9 protein-coding genes are annotated in these 19,362 nt (G+C 42.4%); 3 read left to right on the top strand and 6 right to left on the bottom strand.

All coding sequences use genetic code 11. The features are described from left to right. Window positions 1-78: 78 nt before the first annotated feature. Entirely contained in the window at window positions 79-2,970 is a 2,892-nt protein-coding gene (locus tag ACH11B_RS02545; RefSeq protein ID WP_377613044.1) for a glycosyl hydrolase, read from the bottom strand. A 47-nt stretch (window positions 2,971-3,017) separates the two neighbouring features. After that, the gene (locus ACH11B_RS02540; RefSeq protein ID WP_377613042.1) at window positions 3,018-4,127 is read right to left on the bottom strand and encodes a hypothetical protein; all 1,110 of its coding nucleotides are present in this window, start codon (window positions 4,125-4,127) and stop codon (window positions 3,018-3,020) included. Between the two features lie 330 nt (window positions 4,128-4,457). On the opposite strand from ACH11B_RS02540, the gene ACH11B_RS02535 reads away from it, so the two are divergent. The 3 genes from ACH11B_RS02535 (at window position 4,458) to ACH11B_RS02525 (ending at window position 11,107) form a co-directional block, all read left to right on the top strand. Next, window positions 4,458-7,646 carry a SusC/RagA family TonB-linked outer membrane protein gene (locus ACH11B_RS02535; RefSeq protein WP_377613040.1) on the top strand — a complete coding sequence of 1,063 codons (3,189 nt, stop codon included), beginning with the start codon at window positions 4,458-4,460 and terminating at the stop codon, window positions 7,644-7,646. A gap of 12 nt (window positions 7,647-7,658) precedes the next feature. Then, a complete protein-coding gene (locus tag ACH11B_RS02530; protein ID WP_377613038.1) occupies window positions 7,659-9,539 on the top strand; it encodes a RagB/SusD family nutrient uptake outer membrane protein in 1,881 nt (626 codons plus the stop codon). 188 nt (window positions 9,540-9,727) lie between these two features. Beyond that, the gene (locus tag ACH11B_RS02525; RefSeq protein ID WP_377613036.1) at window positions 9,728-11,107 is read left to right on the top strand and encodes a glycoside hydrolase family 105 protein; all 1,380 of its coding nucleotides are present in this window, start codon (window positions 9,728-9,730) and stop codon (window positions 11,105-11,107) included. 66 nt (window positions 11,108-11,173) lie between these two features. Here ACH11B_RS02525 and ACH11B_RS02520 read toward each other — a convergent pair whose 3' ends face one another. From ACH11B_RS02520 to ACH11B_RS02505, 4 genes are all read right to left on the bottom strand, one after another. Continuing rightward, window positions 11,174-12,541: a glycoside hydrolase family 28 protein gene (locus tag ACH11B_RS02520; RefSeq protein WP_130858192.1), complete on the bottom strand. Its 1,368-nt coding sequence runs from the start codon at window positions 12,539-12,541 to the stop codon at window positions 11,174-11,176. A gap of 211 nt (window positions 12,542-12,752) precedes the next feature. After that, window positions 12,753-15,680 carry a glycosyl hydrolase 115 family protein gene (locus tag ACH11B_RS02515; RefSeq protein WP_377613034.1) on the bottom strand — a complete coding sequence of 976 codons (2,928 nt, stop codon included), beginning with the start codon at window positions 15,678-15,680 and terminating at the stop codon, window positions 12,753-12,755. Between the two features lie 511 nt (window positions 15,681-16,191). Further along, entirely contained in the window at window positions 16,192-17,616 is a 1,425-nt protein-coding gene (locus ACH11B_RS02510; RefSeq protein ID WP_130858190.1) for a family 43 glycosylhydrolase, read from the bottom strand. A 65-nt stretch (window positions 17,617-17,681) separates the two neighbouring features. Continuing rightward, window positions 17,682-19,361, bottom strand: coding sequence for a RagB/SusD family nutrient uptake outer membrane protein (locus ACH11B_RS02505; RefSeq protein WP_377613032.1), 1,680 nt, complete (start codon window positions 19,359-19,361; stop codon window positions 17,682-17,684). Window position 19,362 lies beyond the last annotated feature (1 nt).

The following is a 19,362-nucleotide window of genomic DNA, read 5'->3' as shown; positions in this document are numbered from 1 at the left end:
ACGTTTTAGCAGAAAAAAATTTAAAAGAATATAGAAAAGCATGCCTGTTCCGGTCGTACTGAGTACTGATAACAAATGTCAATTACCGGAAAGAGTTAATGGAGTTAAAGTAATCTCGCCTATAAGGCCGGATGGTTTTGGTGTCCAATTTTTCGCTGTAAATTTTCCATCTTCGCCCATATTTTTTTTCTTCCGTGCGTTAAAATTTGTATTGTAGAAAATTCGCCACTGAACGTTCCTTTTATCGAGATCAGCAATTCGGTTAGCCATAAGATTCGATACCTTTATCTCCAATTCATCATTGCCTTTCAGTTGATCACTTGGAATTTCTAAACTGTAGGGTGTGCTGAACAACGTTGTTAGATATCTACCATTTAAGTATACGGCAGCACTTTCGTGTACCTCGCCAAGATCCAAGCGCCAGGCATCAGCTTTAGTAGGAAGTGCCGGGATTTTTGTTTTATAGGTTGCGGTTCCTGAAAAGCTTGTATAAGCTTCTCCATAATCTGTCCACGATTGCAATTCTTTTGTGTATAGGATATTTGGAAGCGTGGGACCACCTTTTATAAAGTTTATTTGCCAGTCTTTTGCGAGTGTAATCGCATCGCCACTCACTTCATAGTAAGGGTAATGGTTGCCTTTGTAGCTGCCTTTAAAAGTTTCTAATACGATCGATTCAGCTGGTTTCAATTGAAGGTAGATTTCTACCTGATTCCCATGCCGACGTGTCTTGGCGTAACCATCGATACCTGTCATCAAATTATATAAGGCAGCCGACTGATAGTCCGCATTTAAGGTAATCCAACCTTCAAAAGGCGACTGCAATGGATTGTGAATAAAATAATAATAGTTACCATCTTCTTTCACCCTCCGGATTCTTTGGAGTCCAACGGCATATATCCTTTCCGGGACAACGTCGGTATGCACGCTTAAGTCAACCAACCCTTCGCTCAGGACGATTTGGCCTTTTCCATATTTCGCTATTTGGCTGCCTTGATTTCCTGTGAAAGCGAGCTTTTCTTTTAGTAACTGCATTCGTTTCCTAGCTTCAGTCAAATTGGCGAAACCTGATACGTCAGTTGGCAAGTTTTTGTGAAACACAATGCTTGCTCCCTTTTGCGCAAGCATCATTAGCTTTTCAAAAGTCGCGACAGGCATATGGTGTGTTTCAGGCACTACAATGGTTTTATAACTATTGCCACCAATAAGCAAAGCGGTATTTTGGTACTCAACATCCAATAACTGCTTATCACTAATGGCGTCCCAACTATAACCGTGCTCACTTAAATAAGTTCCGCAAGCTTTTAGTGATAGTTCATCAAAGAAGCGGTTGGAATGAAAATGATGGAGCATACTTTTGCCCGTTTCAGACCAAAGATCGGATACACCAAAATAAAGTAAGATATCGTTCGAGGGTTTGCCGGCTTGTAGGAAGGCCTGTCCTCTTGCTACATATTGATTAAAAGCACCGAAATGATCCCAAAGGCTATTATTAGGTGTAAAATGTACGGCCGCGTAAAAAAGCCATCCGGGCCATGTAGCGTCTTGAGGAGAATAGGCAGTGCCATGATAAAATACATGATTAACACCGGCAAGCCACAATTTATCAATGGCTGTTTTGACATCTCCTAAGTTCGATTCAAAATGCTCGTTTAACCAGGTAGCCGATTCGGAAGAAATTAAGTTCTTTCCTGTCACATGCCCTGCGGACGGAGCACTTTTGAGATTGACGATATCTGTACCTTCAATTTCAGGAATGTCACTGGCTGCATATAAGTCAAGTACATTAGCCGGTGAGCCATGCGCTTGATTGCGGATCCCCTTTCCTTGTTTAGCGGCCCAACGTTGCCAATTTTTGGTGTATACTTCCAATAATAGATCACTAACAGTAAGTCGGTAGTCGTACAATATTCTTTTATTTTTCTCTTCGGTGTCAATTCCCAGCAAAGCCGGGATATGTTGGCGGAGGTCATACCCTCGCATTTTTTTAAATGCTGTAAAAAAGTCGGGTGTCCAATTTGCCTGTCCTTGTGCATCGTCTACTTCATATGAATCATTAAAGAAATAACGGAGGTAACTCAAATCATATCCTTTAAAGGCTTTGTCAAATTGGAGCAGATATTTTTCAAGTGCTTCTGCCGAAAAGTGATCGATCACGTTGCCCTCGCCGCCTGGTCCTGCACGTTCCACCATTTTTCCATGGTCGCCTTGAAAAAGAGCACATACTAGCCATTTGCCATTCGGAGCAGTCCACTCCAACCTGCCATTTATCACGTTGTCGGTTAAATCAATAACCTCATCAAAGCCTTGGCTAGTTATTTTATTGGCAGTTACCGAAATGAGTGGGAGTTCTTTTTCAAAACGTACCTGATCAAAAGCATAGGCTTGTAGATTGTTGTTGGCGGTGATGGGGTCTTTTAGCTCCCTTATGTCAACCTTCTTATCACCGGCAGTACGTACAAGTGGTTTCTGTACATATTTTATAGATTCCGTTACCTTTTGCCCGCCTTCAATAGTAAATGTTTTTGAAACCATATTTTTACAGGCGATTGTTTCATCGACCCACGGACCGCCGAAAGGCCAGCCGGAAGCGTTGGCTAAATCGACTCCTAAGCCCAGCCTTTTTGCTTCCTGTAAAGTGTAGCTTAATTTGTCCATCCAAGCGGGTGAGAGAAAATTGATAAATTGGTCTTCCGCTCCATGCACACCATAAATCGGTGTTATTTCCACGCCACCTAATCCTGCTTTTTTATAGGCTTCAAGGGCAGCCGTTAAGTCCTTTTCCGTAACGGCATTACCGAACCACCACCATCGCGTCCATGGCTTTACTTCTTGTTTAAGTTCGGGCCAGTGAATTCTTTCATTTTCTTTTTCCTTTATCGGTTTTTCTATACGAAAACTGAAAAAAGCAGCTGCCATTACGAGCAACAGAATTACTTTTCGGGATATACTTAAAAATGGTTTGAACATCACGAGCTTTCCTGGTTTATACTAAAAATGACACAATAATTTTTGTCTTATTCCCATCCAAGTGTGCACTTGCCCACAGCGTAGAACTTTTTACCATTCTTGGACGTCAGCGCTGTATAAATAACCGTAAAAGTACCGTCTTCTTCTTCAATGGCGCAAAGTGGTGTACGCATGGCATGATCCCCCGGGTCTCCCCAAAGATTCTTTTGAGATTGTACTTTGATGCGTGTCTCATGATTCCAATGTATCCCATCCTTTGAAAGGCTGTAGCCGATTTCTTGATCACCAAATGAGTCAAAAACGGTTAAATAACGTCCGTCTTTCAACTCAGTAACCTGAGCATTTTCGTTAAAAATCTCCGTTAAAGGGATCGGATTATGTCCTTCCGGCATTCTTGTCCAAGGCCCACTCAGCTTGGTTGCCGTTGCCATACCGGTAGGCCACGGTCCTTGGGGTACATGATTGTGCCCGTCGTAAAAAGCATACCATCGATCACCCACTTTATAGGGATTAAAGGTCGCTACGGCCTGCTGACCTTCCCACGGTTGCGAGTTTTCATCCGGTTGTAGCACGATACCCATATCGGCATAAGGGCCGGCAATACCTTTGCGGCCGGGTATAACTGATTTGGCTCGCCAAATCCGGCCCGCATAGTCATTTCCCTCGATCTCGTCTTTGGTTTTATCGCCTGCGCGATAAGCTACATAAAAAATGTTCCAGGCATTTTCATCTTCGTTAAATTCAACCGCGGTGACCCATACTTCTGATCGCGGATTGGATGGGCTCCGTCCGGCAATACTTTCGACGAGTGTAGATTGGCGTTTCCAATGAATAGCGTCCCCACTTGTCCAATAAGCAATTCGCATATCCCGATGTGGCCGTTCAAACATCTCATTAATAAACATATGATAAGTACCATCGATTTTTACCACTTGTCCTGTTTCAAAGCCTGCCCGATTTTTACTGGATAAAACATCAGGGTGGTTTGGACCAATGACCGGTTGCTCAAACTCTCCGATACGTTTTAAGCGAATCTTAGATAACTCGTCCTTTCTAGTAGCTTTCACCGTTTGCGATAATGCGATGTCGGTACTGCTGAATACTAAAATGGTCAATAAAATTAAGTGACGTATTAATAACAAGGTGTTTTTATTCATGATCAGGTCAACGCTACGATCTTAGGATTATAAAGCCATCGGTTATCTTTCAAAAGAAAGATTTTCCAAGCTTAAATCCATCCTGTACTGTTATGCATGCTTATATCGTGAACTCCGGAATCGTTTGCGTAGATTTTTTATGTGTTTAAGCGCTCCTCTGCTAAAACGTTTCCTTTTTTTTCTTGATCCATTTACACGTATAATCGTTAAAAAAACACAGGATGGGGCAGGTTGCGCCAACTCAACAAATATTGTTCTTTCGTTAGTAAATGTCTCGCTAACATTTATTGAGACACACCAAAACCAATTATTTTACTAATTAATCAACAAATGAAGAAAAACCTATTGCAACCGAATGCTTTGTTAACCCTGTTGCTTGGCATTTTCTTAATGCTTATTACTGCTCGAAGTTTTGCCCGGCAAAGCACCCCGATATCCGGGCAGGTAAAGGATGCTTCAAGTGGAGAGCCCCTGCCGGGAGTAAGTGTCTTTTTAAAGGGAGGTACCACCCAATCAAAGACAGATGACAAAGGAAATTTTGTTATTTCAGCCGAACGTGGTCAAACCCTTATATTTAGGTATGTAGGCTACGACGAAGTTCAACAAGCTATTGTTAATTCGACCATGCAAGTCGTGATGGCGAGCAACTTACAACAACTGGAGGAAGTTGCCGTGGTAGGCTACAACGTCGTCAAGCGTGAAAATTTGACCGGTGCTGTTGCTAGTATAGGCAGTAAACAGATTGAGCAGCTACCTGTCCAAAATCCCTTGCAGGCCATGCAAGGACGAATTGCGGGCGTCGATGTAACTGCCAATGCGCGCCCTGGTGAAATGGGAAGTATCCGGGTACGTGGTAATCGGTCTTTGCTGGCTACTAACAATCCTTTATATGTGGTAGATGGCATCCCGTTATCAGCCGGTGGGATTGATGCCATTAACCCGCATGATATTGAAACGATCGATGTGCTAAAGGACGCTTCCGCAACAGCCGTTTACGGTTCCCGAGCGGCAAATGGTGTCATTATGATCACAACAAAAAGAGGAAAGCAAGGGACCGCACAAATTAATTATAACGTTATCAATACATTTGAACGCATTAACGATCTGAACACCATGTTCAATGCGGGTGAGTATGCAGAATATCGACGTAATGCTTTTCGTTCGGTTTCTACCACCAATGCTACAACGGGTTATACTACCCCGTATCCAAATCCTGTACAGGACAAAAGAATATTGGGCGTTGACCCCTATGCCTGGGAAAGCATTGCAAAGGGGTATACGTGGGTAGATAAGGATAATCTGATTGCTCAAATGCGGCCTACTACCGCTGAGGAGAAGGCGAAGTGGGGCGTTGATGAAGTACCCATGTATGATGCAAGCCAGGTTCCTACCACAGATTGGACCGATTATGTCACGCAGACAGGATTTACAACTGATCACACCCTGGGAGTGTCCATGGGATCTGATAAGATGACTGCTAATTTTACGGGTGGATATCTTAATCAGAAAGGGACTAATAAGGGGCAAGATTATAAACGCTATAGCGGAAGAGTGGGTTTGGAGCTCCGTCCAACAAATTGGTTTACACTGGGAGCGTCGATTAATGGCACATGGTCTGTTCAAAACTACGGCTATACCGGATCCGGGAGTCGGGCTGCTAATGCCATCTATGGTGCGGCACAAGGTATGCTACCCTATGCGGTGCCTTATGATAACCAGGGCAACTACATTTACCTGCCGGGCGGCGACATCAATATTGTAAATCCTATTTTGGAACATGAATATGTAATTAATGAACGAACGGCTTTGCGTGCCCTGGGAAGTTTTTATGCAGAACTCAAATTATTCGATGGTTTGAAATATCGTATGAACTATGGGCCTGATTTTAGAAATTTCCGTAATGGCCAGTTCCAAGATGCCCGCTCTATACTTAGAGGAGGTGGTGCTTCTACGTCGACTAATTATGCGCGTCTTAATAAGACGCAAAATATCGCCTGGACATGGGATAATCTCTTGTATTACAACAAAACCTTTGCTGAAAAGCATAATCTGGACATTACGTTGTTGCATAGTATGACATCGAATCGATCCGAAAGTTCAGACATGACTGCTATCGATTTGCCTTATAACAGCCAATTGTGGTATAATTTATCTTCAACCGCTCGAGGTGAATTGCAAGGTTGGGGCTCGGGTTATTCCAAAAACACCTTAATGTCCTATATGGCTCGGGTTAATTATACCTTTGCCGATAAGTATATTTTAACAGCCTCTAACCGATGGGACGGAGCTTCTGTTTTAGCACCTGGTAATAAGTGGCAATCTTTCCCCGCAGCGGCATTGGCCTGGAGAATGGAACAGGAAAGCTTTATTGAAAACAGCTCATGGGTCAATCTATTGAAGCTTCGCGTAGGAGTAGGTACTACTGGAAACTCCGCGATTGATCCCTATACCACGATGGGCGGGTTAATTGAAATGCCCATTGTATTTGGCAATCAGGTAGAGATGGGATACATTCCATCGGACCCAAAAGCTGCTAACCCCGGAACCATGGCCAATCGCGATTTAAAATGGGAGCGCACCACGCAATGGAATGCGGCGGTCGACTTTGGTTTATTCAAAAATCGGCTGAATGGTTCATTGGATTTCTATATGTCTAAAACGAGTGATCTATTAATGAATCGTCCTATTCCAACTGTAAATGGATTTACCACCATGTATTACAACGTGGGTAAAACTAAAAATCGTGGTGTTGAGTTAACGCTGTCTTCCATGAATATTGATCGACCTAATTTCAAATGGTTAACTGATTTTAATATAGCTACTAATAAGGATGAAATTGTCGAATTGCTCGATGGCGAATCCGATCTTCCGGCATCTAGTTTCTTTATCGGACAACCTTTATTTGTTTACTATGATTATGAGAAAATAGGCATTTGGCAAACTGCCGACGCCGCGGAAATGGCAAAATTTAATGAAAACGGTGCAACTTATAAGGCCGGCGATATCCGCGTGGCGGATTTAAATGGCGATTATATTATTGATAACAATAATGACCGGAAGGTGTTGGGTAGCAGATTTCCGCGCTGGACTGCCGGTATAACCAATACCTTAAATTATAAAAATTGGGAATTGTCCTTTTTCTTTTATGCGAGATGGGGCTTCTTGATCGAAGGAGGAGCGGTGGATATGCAAGGGCGCTACGCGTCACGAAAAGTAGATTACTGGACACCGGAAAATCCTACAAACGCTTATCCGCGAGCAGATTATGGTAATGGTGGGCAGCCGATTCATTATTCGTCTATGAACTACCAGAATGGATCTTTCATTAAACTAAGGAATGTTTCTTTAGGTTATAATTTTGCGCCCAACGTGTTAAAAACGCTTCATATGAGCAACTTAAAGTTATACGCGCAAATGATTAATCCGTATATCTATGCAAGGAACGGTTTTATAGATCCTGATATCAATTCATCAATTTCATCAAGAAGTTTTGTTCTTGGACTTAATGTTACCTTCTAAGTAGACCTAATTATGAAGACTCTTAATAACAAAATATATATAGGCTTGCTGTTGGCAAGCACGATCTTACCCAGTTCTTGCTCCAAATTTTTAGAAGAAGAGGTCGTAGCCACACTGACTAATCAACATTATCAAACCGTGGAGGGTTTAGAAAGCTTGGTGGTTGGTATGTATGATGGATTGCGCTTTCATTTTAATTATGAATGGGCTTATACGACCACTAACTATGGTGTTGACGAATTTACGAATGGCGGCGGCTTGGACAAAGTACATTTCAATACTTATTCAAGTGTATTGGATCCGACTGTCGGGGAATTCGCTAACGTGTGGGATAATATGTACGCTAATATTAATACCGCCAACACCGGCATTAAAAACATACCCGGTGTTTATCCGGACGGAGAGCAGAAGAATACGCGCTTGGGCGAATGTTATTTTATGCGGGCATTCGACTATTTTAAGCTGGTAAAACAGTTTGGCGGTGTTCCGTTAAAACTGGAACCATCCGAAAGTTTGCAAACCGATTTTGTCCGGGCACCCGCAGAGCAAGTTTATGCGCAGATAATAAGTGATTTTAGACGAGCTGTGGATTTATTGCCTAGCACGGCCGCACAAGTTGGTCGTATTACAAAGGCTGCCGCACAACACTGCGTGGCTAAGGCATACCTCTATCGAGCCAGCGAATTGAACGCATCTTTTAGTAAACAGACCGACTTAGATAGTGCCATCTATTACGGAGAGCAGGTTATAAATAACTCTCCCTATCAATTAGCCTCCGATTATGCTGATTTATTTCGCTATACCAAAGTGAATGACGTAAATGAAACGAATTCGGAAATTATTTTGGCAGCGCAGTTTGATAACCAAGATGCCTTGGCCGGACGCTACGGTAATCAAACGCACCTTTACTTTCTTTCGATTTATCAAACACTACCAGGTATGGTAAGGGATATTGCGAATGGTCGGGAATTTCAACGATTAAGACCCACTGATTACGCGCTTGACGTTTTTAATAGAAAGATTGATTCTCGATTTTATAAGAGTTTTAAATTCGCGTACCTTGCCAATAATGCAAATACGCTACCTAAATGGACTGAAGCTAATGCGCCGAGTTCTAACCTGATAGGACAGGCTAAATTTAATCTTGGTGATACCGCGGTAGTTTACATCGCTAATAGCAGCAATGATAACCGTTTTACTGCCGAAACCATCAATAAATCTGCACCTACTCTTTTTGTTCGTTACTACCTTGATAACGGAGAAGTTAAATCTAACTGGACGATTAGCCAGTATCTTTCTTTATCTAAATATATTGATCCTTTCAGAACAACTGTCGCCAGTCAGTTTGGAACACGGGATGGTATGATCGCCCGTATTGGCGAAACCTATTTAATAGTAGCAGAAGCATATGGCAGGAAGGGTGATTACGGTTCCGCTTTACGCTATATCAATATATTGAGACAGCGAGCAGGATTTAATGAAGGTGAAAATCGTACGCCGGTTTACTATCGCGCTGAAAATGTACCCGCCGGTACGGTAAGTTCAACAAAAAACGAAATGATCGTAACGGAGGCTGCTTTTACACCAGGGACAACACAAGCCGCTGCTGAAATGTATCCTCCTTCAGCTAATTCCATGGCGCAATGTTTCATCCATTTTATATTGAATGAACGCTCAAGGGAGTTGCTTGGCGAATTCCATCGGTGGGAAGATCTATCACGTACCAAAACGTTAGTGGAACGTGATCAACAATTCAATCCGGAGGCGGCACCAAATGTGCGGGAGAAACATTTGTTACGCCCTATCCCGCAGAGCTTTCTGGATGCGGTGCAACGTAACAGCGCCTCTTTGACTTCAGAAGAAAAACAAGCGATGCAGAACCCTGGCTGGTAAGAAACCTTTTTTTACATACATATTGTTCTAGTTCATGTTGGTTCGGCGAGGCTGCTTAAGGGCAGCTTCGTCGTTTTAAAGTAGGACGTTTTCGTCGTCAGGACAGTCCCTGACAGTTAGCTTTGTCGGAATGATTATCTTGTGCCTGTATTTAAATGAAACTTAAAATTTGATATAACCAATTAGTAATGAACTTCAAATTGAAACCTTTTCGAACAGGCATATTATCGGGTGCACTAAGCCTGTTTTACTGTATGTCTTCCTTATCCTTAAGTGCACAATATATCAGTAAGGGCGGAAATGATGCCTCGGCGCCTTTGCATCTTCTTAAGCCCGGCTATGATATACCTTATGGTGAAACAAAACCGGAAGGGGTGAAAAACACTTTGGATCGGATATACCGATATTTGAATACCACAACCCCCGCAGCTTTAGTTGATAAGTCTACCAATAAGGTAATCGACCTAGGGCAGGCAAATGACAACAGTATCTTTCAACCTGGCGATTTCAGACTAATCAGTTATGAGTGGGGGGTGACTTATACCGGTATGTTGGAAGTGGCTTTGGCAACGGGCGATCAAAAGTATAAAGATTATACGATAAAGCGGCTTGATTTCATTGGTGCTGTTGCCGAGCAATATAAAAAATATCTTCGTCAGCATAAAAATGCTACGACCCCTGTTCGGAGCGTACTGGAGCCGCATGCCTTAGATGATGCGGGGTCCATGGCTGCCGCTATGATAAAAGCTTTGGACGCAGGAGCTAAGTCAGCTCTTCTACGTCCCTTGGTAGACCATTACCTGAATTATATCTTACACAAGGAATTTCGATTGAAAGATGGGACTTTGGCCCGCAATCGGCCGTTACCGAACACACTGTGGTTGGATGATTTGTATATGAGTCTACCTGCGCTGGCACAAATGGGTAAATTAACAGGAGACAAAAGTTATTTCGACGAGGCACTGAAACAGTATAAGCAATTTGCCGAGCGTATGTTTAATGCGGAAAAAGGGCTATATATGCACGGCTGGGTGCAGGATATGGATCCGCATCCGCAGTTTCATTGGGCCCGAGCAAATAGTTGGGCTTTGATGACAAAGGTAGAACTGTTGGACGTATTGCCAGCTGATTATTCCGGTAGAGCAGAAGTGCTCGAAAAGCTTCGCCGACATGCTGTAGGGCTTGCCGAAAGGCAGGATAAAACCGGCTTTTGGCATCAGTTGCTGGATCGTAATGACTCGTACCTTGAAACATCCGCAACAGCCATCTATGCTTACTGTATTGCGAGAGCAATTAATAAAGGTTGGTTGGATGCGAAAGCTTATGGCCCCATGGTTTTGCTTGCTTGGAATGCAGTGAATACAAAAGTAACGGAACAAGGACAGATAGAGGGTACATGTGTCGGAACGGGGATGGGCTTCGATCCGGCCTTTTACTATTATCGTCCGATCAGCAATTTTGCTGCCCATGGCTATGGTCCCGTACTCTTGGCGGGTGCAGAGATCTATCGCTTGTTACAACAGCACCCCTTTGAAATTAACGACAGTGCGGTGCAGATGGTTAAATAAAATCGTAAACATAAAAGGCATCCATTAACGTTCAGTTCACCTCAATGGATGCCTGATAAAGGTTTACTATTGCTGTTGAAAGTTTAACACATTTTCATGAATATGTTTTTTTTCTTCTACTGTTTTCCCCTCGACGTTTTTTAAAACAATGTTTTCTATGGGAAGTTCCTTTTGACCCAATATCCTGGAAACAAATTGCACATTTTTAGCTGTTACGTTGTTTAAATAAACGTCTTTTATTGGTGTTAGTCGACGTTCAACAGTGGGTACTAAATTTCTCCATTGATACAAAACATCCGTCTCAATTCCTAATATGCCGAGCTCTATTCGTCCCGCCTGAAGATTGGAGGCATAGATGTTACGGACATAGCCACCCATGCGTTCATTGGTTTTTATAAAGAGCAGATGGTTTAATTTTGCCCCGTCCATCACTACGCAACTGTCCACGAATACATTTTCAATACCTCCGGAAAGCTCACTGCCAATGGCGATCAGTTGATGCCCGTTTTTTACCGTGCAATTGCGGATTATAATATTCTTTGACGGGGTCTTCAGTCGCCAACCTTCGGGATTCCTGCCGGATTTTATAGCAATCGCATCGTCGCCCTGGTCAAATACGCAATTTTCTATCAATACATTTTGACTCATCTCTGGATCTACACCGTCATTATTATGACCATGTGCATATACATTTAGGTTACGAATTATTATATTTTTCGATAGATAGGTGTGGATGGTCCAAAAAGGACTATTGGTGATGGAAATCCCTTCCAATAGAACGTTTTCACTTCGATTAAACTGGATGAACTGTGGACGTAGGTGTGCGGTGTCATTCACCATTTGTCTTTGCTCCACAGGAGTATAAGCGGAGGCTAAATTATATAGTCGTTTAATGCTCTCCATATGTGGTTTGGGTCGTGTAAACCACGTCTCCCATACATCCATTTTAGCTTTGATCTCACCTTGGCCGGTAATGGCTATATTTTTACATTCATAGGCATAAATGAGTGGTGAATAATTATAACATTCCATACCTTCCCAAGAGCTATGAACAGCGGGTAAATAATCAGCAGGATTTTCCGAGAATAAAAGAAGAGCACCTTTATCCAAGTGAAGATTTACATTGCTTTTCAGGTGAATTTTCCCGGTTAGCCATTCGCCGGCAGGTATAACTACAATACCGCCTCCAAGCTTATGGGCTTTTTCAATAGCAGTTGTAATGGCTTTTGAAGTAGCTGTCTGATTGTCCTGTAGCGCGCCGTAATCGGTGATTGGCAGTCGCTCACAGCTATTAAAATTCGGACTTTCAACAGAAACAACGCCAAAAGGAGTCTTTATTTTTCGCTTATCTAAGGTAACTTCGGTTTCCGTGTCATTGCCGGCGCAAACGAAAATAGGCAGTAAACATAGAAGATAGACAAAGAATTTTTCCATACTATTTAAGATAACTCATTTATTTCATTCCAAACAAATCGTTGCGTTATGTGCCTTCACGACAGCAAATCCATATATGTTATATTACTGCATCTGCCAGGGCTGCTATTAATAACTCAACTAGTTAACAATTCAACAAGAAACAATAGGTCTCACTTCAAAGAAAAGCGATTTAAAGCTTATCACTGTCATGTTCTGTTAGGCAGGAAGCTCATAACTTTTTGATGTATGTTTCGGGAAGAGTACGGTAAGCCTTCTTTAAGCCACCTAAATCTATACGGATTTCATCTACAATAACGCCTGGGTCCACACAGAAAATTTTCAGCTGATGTTTGCCGGTTTTCAAAAAAGGCATCTCAATTTTTCGCTCGGCCCGGTTTCGCAAGACATTTTGTTTCCACTCCTCGCTTCTTCCGACCGTTCGGATATTGACCATTTTTAAAGGGCCGTCGTCAATGGATACGGCATAACGGACCTGATAGTTATTGTTGATGGGATGTGTAGGTAAAGCAAAAATGGTAACGGAAGGATTGGTCTCCGTAAAATTGTAAAAGTCATACGCGACAAACGTACCATTTTTCTTCATCGCATCGAGATCGGTTGTGACATTTCCTTCCACCGTTAAGGGAAAGGCCTGGATGGCATTTTCCGTATACCCTAAGCCTGGGATCACTTTCCACTGTTTTGCTTGTTGACTATTTTGTCGATTAAAATGATTGGCGTGTATACTAACAAAACCATTGTTTTCAACAAAGCCCTTATAGTTAGCTAGCTGTAGTATGGCAGGATTACTGGCTGATAATGAAAGCACTATTTGCTTGCCGCCCCCCGTGATCGTAATGCTACCGGGTACGCTTTCTTTTTTATTTATGTTTTTCCAATCAATATCTACCCACAGACGCACTTGGCTTTTTCCCGAATCAGGAAAAAGCTGTCCGTTCATTTTTGATAACCGAATCCACGGGTGCGAAACGGAGGCTTTCCATTGCATAGGCTGGCTCTTTTTTAAGAAAACATCAACAAAATACCGCTGCTTATTGAACACATCAAAGGGAGGTAAAGATAGCCGAGGCTGATTCGTTAATAAAGAAGAATCTTTTGTCACCAAACCTTCAGGAGCTATATCCCAAACGTCGACGCTATCGATATGAATAGGGGCTATAACCGGTTCTTGATATACAGCCAAATCTCGTGGTTTCATAGACATGATATGTTTCCATTTCCCCTTGGCTAGTTTTGTGTTGTAATTTGTTGTTTCCGCAATGATTCGTTCGTAAGCCTTCTTTGCCAATCGGGCATAATCATAAGCGCTAATTCTATTTTGTTTGGAGTAGAAATAACTTTTGTCGCGGTACAAGAACTTTTTATTAATCTGTGAGGCGCCAATCACCGGATAATATACCAGTTGAAAAAAAGCATCGGCGTCGTGAGGGGGTATCTGTTTACGCAAATCACCAACTGTTAACTCCAATGCTTGGTACTGATCGATCCGCTTTTGTGCTTCATCGCCGTAGTAAAAATGATTAAAATCGGTATAAGTAGTCTCGGTATTGGGTTCCGTCTGGCTCCATCCCATAAACTCGGGACGACGCTCAAATGCTAGCTGATAGTACTTCCAAAGAATCGATTGAATTAACGGTGCTTTTTCCGCTCCGAAAATACTTTGCGTCCAGTGCAATAAGTGTTGTTGCGTATACTTGCCATCTTGAAAGGGAGCGGGGTTAAATGCCATATCCAAAAATTGTTGGATGTTATATTCTTGCGGTTTAATATCGCCTACATTAAGTACCCATAAGGTACGGGCACCCGTTTCATATGCCTTGATCATCTCTTCAGCCATTAAGGCTGGATGCGTTGATGGCACCCATAGATAGTCGTGGGGACGGCCCCAGTAGGAGGCGTGATAATAAACGCCGGCACCTCCTGTACGATTCCGTTCCTGTTCGTTGTTCAGTCGATGAATATAGCCATAATTGTCGTCGGGCCATACTAAAGTTACATCATCGGGCACCTTTAAGCCATGGTCATATATATCCAGTACTTCTTTATAGGGAGTAAGAACTTGCGGTACGGCTGTTACATCCTTATTAATATACTTGGAAAGCAAGGTTCTTTCCTCATGGATGATACTTTGTATCAAAGGGACAGCCTCTTTCAAATCACTCACACCCTCCATTTGGCCGTCGTGAATACCACGCATACCTAGTGTATAAATAGCATCAATCCCTTTACTTTCTTGTATTCGTCCTTCCCAATATTGAAGGATTCTCTTCTTGTTAGTAAGGTAGTTAAAGTGTCCCATCGCCTTTGTGTCCCACTCATCTACATTATTGCGGAGCATCGGTTCAGCATGAGAGGAACCGATCACGATTTGATAGTCTTCGGCCGTTTTTCGATTACCTGGGTAATGAAAGAAGGCTTTCGTACTCGGGTGCATAGCAGGCCATATAAGGTTTGCTTTTAACCGTAATAATAATTCGAATACCTTAGCATAGGTTTTAGGGCCAATGTCGCCGGTTTCAGGCTCAAAAGTTTTTGCAGCCCAAGGTTGTAATCCCCAGTCCTCGTCATTAATAAAGATTCCTCGGTATTTAACAGCAGGTGATTTCGAAATGTAACTTTCCTGTTTTAATATCAATTCTTTGCTCTTTTTTACAGGCGCATCTGCCCACCAGTACCAAGGGGAGACGCCAATTTTCTCGGAGATCGTAAATACACCAAATGCCGTACCGCGCGGATCGCTTCCCGCAATTACCAGTGCTTTCGATATGTTTTTGGTCGGTTTATTTATGATATTTAATCCAAAGCTTTCCCATTTGCCCTTGAGTTTTTCTGTAAAGTCATTGTCTTTATGCAGTACTGTTCTTATCATCGCAGATTGTATACTGCCTATAGCAATAACGTTTCCACTTACTTGGGAAAGTTCGGTAAACACCTGCGGTTTGCAAGATGTGACTCTTTCGATATCTTCGGCAAGCAGATTCGCGATAATTGAATCTAGTTTAGGAGCCTGTTTATCGTATAGAATCGATACTTTGTCTGTTTTGGTAACGAACGGAAACAGATCGTCTTGCGCTATGGCACAGGTGGAAATCGTTAATACGAGAATGAGTAAACAAAAACTTTTTTTCAAATTCATTATTTAGTAATGTTACATTAAACATTGATTAATTTTCAATAAAATTGCTCCAACTGGCAGAAATCTCGCTTTTAAAATCTAAAAAAGGAACCTTTTTAATCATTTGTTAACTTTTAAAGGCATTCAAGCTTCCCTACGGAAGGTTTCTTGGCAAAAAGTTGAACAAACCGAAGAACGTAGTGATGAGTTCATGAGCACCTTTTAAAATAAACAAGGGCGAATAAACCCAAGGCCGTTTTTCCGACACTCGATACCTTTTTGGTTATTCGCAGGAACCCCCCGTTCTACTTGAAATGCCACATCGGATATCCTGCGGTTTTGCAGGTTGATGCACTACCATTGCAGCAGGAGATCCAAGTGGCGAGTTTATTCGCGTTCCGTTCATTTTTGGCGCTCATGAGCTCCCTACGGTCGGTTTTAGTTTCTTTTTTGCGGAAAAAAGAAAAACAAAAAGGTTCTTTTAATATAAACACCTTCATCTGTATGTTAAAAAGCGAAGCCTTTGCTACAATTAGTGGTCATTTTGATCAATTACAATTTTATTCAGTGAAACCATGTATCCTGTACTTCCGTAAAGACGTTTTCGCTTGTCTGACCAGTTGCCGCGTTCGCCCATTACGGTAACTGTCAAGGTATAATCATCCTTTGAAAGACGAGGACTCAGAAATTTGAGCGTTGAAATGGGGTACTTGCAGTACATATCAACGATAGAAGAAAACACGGTTTGTCCATTGCTGTTTTGAAGTTCTACAAGCGCATAGCCTCCATTGGAGCGTGCCATCCCATAAAAACCAACCTGCGTACCTTGGAACTGTATGGAGAAAGAAGCTCCTTTTACATCAGAACTTCGTGAAGACAGGGTGTCTTGTTGCCAATTGCCCGAATACTTTATTCTGTGCATATTAGCACTTTCGATAGTTGTACCTTCCAACAACGTTGGCGATGCCATTCCGGTTGAAACATCGACATTCCAAGCTTCCAAGTATACCGGAATAGATAGGGAGGTGCCATTAACAATCAGCGGCTGCCAGACATAGGTAGCAGCAGAATTTTGTTTGGGGAAAGACCAACGATCACCCATATACATATAAGTAGTGTCTTTTGTTCCTTCAATTGGTAATACAAAGGTGCATTGCGAGTTCCATGTGAGGGAACCTACCGGTGCTAATAGACCTCTTTTTATCCAAGGTCCTTGTAGCGATTTAGCGGTGAAGTAATAGTTGTCATTTCTTTCCCAGCTCGTTAAGTTAGAACCTAAAAAATAGTACAGACTATCTTTGCGGAAGATAACTGGTGATTCGAATCCGGACGTCATGGTTTCGTTTACCTTTTCTTTTACACTTTTATAATCGTTTGCTAGCTTATAAATTTCGCCACCGTGTATCAGCACGTAGCCGGATCCATCCCGATCCTGAAACGCACCCATATCCCATTGCCTAATAGGATTACCTTCGAAAAGCAAAGCTCCTTGAAAAGTGTAAGGGCCGGTAATTTTTGGAGAAGTGGCGTAACCCACAAATTGATCCTTATACCCCAATGTATCCACATGCATATACATAATGTATTCGCCTGTTGGGCATTTCATGACTTTAGGTCGTTCACCCACCCTGTTTGGTCCTAACTTGCCTGCTGGCTGCACGGGAAGAGCCATGCTTTCAAATTTCCAGTTACATAAGTCGGTAGACGAATAACAAGAAAAGCCATTAAATACATTAGCAGAATCAGTTTTGTATTCTCCAAAAAGATAATATTTACCGTTTTCCCTTACGATGTTTGCCCCATGGGCACTCAGGGTTTTGCCTTGATTGTCCATCCAAGGAATACCGGAGTGAATGGCATTATAGGCTTTTCTGCTTTGTGCCGAGGTGATGGATGTGCTCAGTACAAATGTTATTATTAATATGGATTGAGCCAAGCGTCTAATTATGATTAACATCTTGTTTTTAGGTGTTATATAATGAATCCAAGCAAGCATGCCATATCTCCCTTGGATTCATTTCGTTAGTAACCGGGGTTCTGCGGGTAACCTTCCGTATCGCGATCTATAACGGATTGCGGAATAGGACGTAGATAGTATTTATCTACTAGGCCTCCCGGGTTTGCCATTTTTGTTAAAATATTATATTCGAATGCACGAGCTAAGCGTTGTGTTCGTTTAAGATCCAACCACCTTTTGTACTCCCCGGCCTGTTCACGTGCTTTTTCATCCAAAATAAAATCGATGCTTACATCTGCAGCATTGATGTTCATGTTCTGCCCAGGCTTTGCTGCACGTTGACGGATCGCATTCAGCTTCTCTGCTGCTTTGTCGAGCTGGCCGAGCTTAAAATAGGCTTCAGCAGCTAGTAAATAGGTTTCAGCCAATCGAAATAAGAATACGTCTTTTGTACTTGCGTAGGCAAATTCATTGTTATAAGGAAGACCGGCATTTGGATCATAAAACTTATTGATCATAGGAAACTTCTCTAATCCTCCTACATTGTTAAAAGCTTGCTTCCATTTATCAAGGCGAATGATTTCAACATTCGGATTGGACGCCTTGAGCGCAATGGAATCGGCCGTTGTAAAAGGTTGGTCGGGGTAGGGGAAATAATAACGAAGGTTACCGGCCTGTATCGCCCCGTCTGTTTTGGTTGCATAAAACCGACTTAAAAAGGTGGCATCGTAGCGAGAATCCTTGGTGGTATTGTATAAGGTGTACAAAAATTGGGTAGGCATAAAATTCGAAATCCGCCTGTTGTAATCTCTTAATCCGGTTACCTCGTCAAAACCTTTCTCGCGCCAATATCGCCAGCCGAATAGGATGTTTTGGCCGTTACCATTGTATCCCGGCTGTGCTCCATACTGAACAGCGAAAATGATTTCTCTATTCAGTTCATTACCAGGTTGAAATACTTCGGCAAAAGTTGGAAGTAGTGCGTAATAAGAACTGCCAATCAATTCTTCTGCCAGTTGGGCGGCACGCTCAAAATCGGCCGCCTCACCGAAGGATTTATATCCGCGTGTTAAATATAACAATGCAAGCAAATGCCGGGCGGCCCCTTGCGTTGCCCTTCCCGGTTCTGTGCTTGCGGGGTTTGCCTCTAAATTAGGTAAGGCGGCATTTAATTCGGCAATCATAAAATCATATACCTCTTGTTCAGAATTGGGAGCGAAATGCGTAACCGGTGAACTGATCTCTTCCTGCACAATAGGTACATTTCCAAAATTTTCGACCAGTAAATAATAAAAATAAGCGCGTAAAAAACGTACTTCCGCAAGTCTTCTATTTTTGATGTTTTCTGCTAAATCAGGAATACCCTCCGCTCGATTAACCGCTGTATTGCAACGTTGTATTCCTCTGTAGGCTACTGTGAAAAAAGTGTCGATGGGAACATTGTCAGCGGTTAATGAGCGGTATTCGTTAAGCTGAATGGCGGGGACCTCATTCGCCTGCCCACTTACCAGTTCTATTTCGCCTCTTGTGGTGATGTCGGTTCCCCATTCAAATAAATTAGGGTTAGGGCTATAGATACCCCTAAGCGAAGCATAGCAGGAGTTAATTAATGATTCGTAGCCGGCCGCATTAGTATAGTAATTTTCTGCAGTAATGCCGCTTAAATTTTCTTCGGTCAGAAATTTTTTACAGGAAGTGAATCCCGCAAACATTATGACAACTATAATGATAAGTTTCTTCTTCATT

The sequence above is a fragment of the Olivibacter sp. EAT-5 genome (assembly GCF_044784325.1).
GTDB classification, from domain to species: domain Bacteria; phylum Bacteroidota; class Bacteroidia; order Sphingobacteriales; family Sphingobacteriaceae; genus Olivibacter; species Olivibacter oleidegradans.
Note: the sequence above shows the minus strand (reverse complement) of the source record. Positions and strands in the feature narration are given on the sequence as shown.

Bases quoted from the DNA above. Each gene is read 5' to 3' on its own strand.
- ACH11B_RS02545 (WP_377613044.1), bottom strand. From the start codon at position 2,970: ATGTTCAAACCATTTTTAAGTATATCCCGAAAAGTAATTCTGTTGCTC.
- ACH11B_RS02510 (WP_130858190.1), bottom strand. From the start codon at position 17,616: ATGTTAATCATAATTAGACGCTTGGCTCAATCCATATTAATAATAACA.
- ACH11B_RS02540 (WP_377613042.1), bottom strand. From the start codon at position 4,127: ATGAATAAAAACACCTTGTTATTAATACGTCACTTAATTTTATTGACC.
- ACH11B_RS02515 (WP_377613034.1), bottom strand. From the start codon at position 15,680: ATGAATTTGAAAAAAAGTTTTTGTTTACTCATTCTCGTATTAACGATT.
- ACH11B_RS02530 (WP_377613038.1), top strand. From the start codon at position 7,659: ATGAAGACTCTTAATAACAAAATATATATAGGCTTGCTGTTGGCAAGC.
- ACH11B_RS02520 (WP_130858192.1), bottom strand. From the start codon at position 12,541: ATGGAAAAATTCTTTGTCTATCTTCTATGTTTACTGCCTATTTTCGTT.
- ACH11B_RS02505 (WP_377613032.1), bottom strand. From the start codon at position 19,361: ATGAAGAAGAAACTTATCATTATAGTTGTCATAATGTTTGCGGGATTC.
- ACH11B_RS02525 (WP_377613036.1), top strand. From the start codon at position 9,728: ATGAACTTCAAATTGAAACCTTTTCGAACAGGCATATTATCGGGTGCA.
- ACH11B_RS02535 (WP_377613040.1), top strand. From the start codon at position 4,458: ATGAAGAAAAACCTATTGCAACCGAATGCTTTGTTAACCCTGTTGCTT.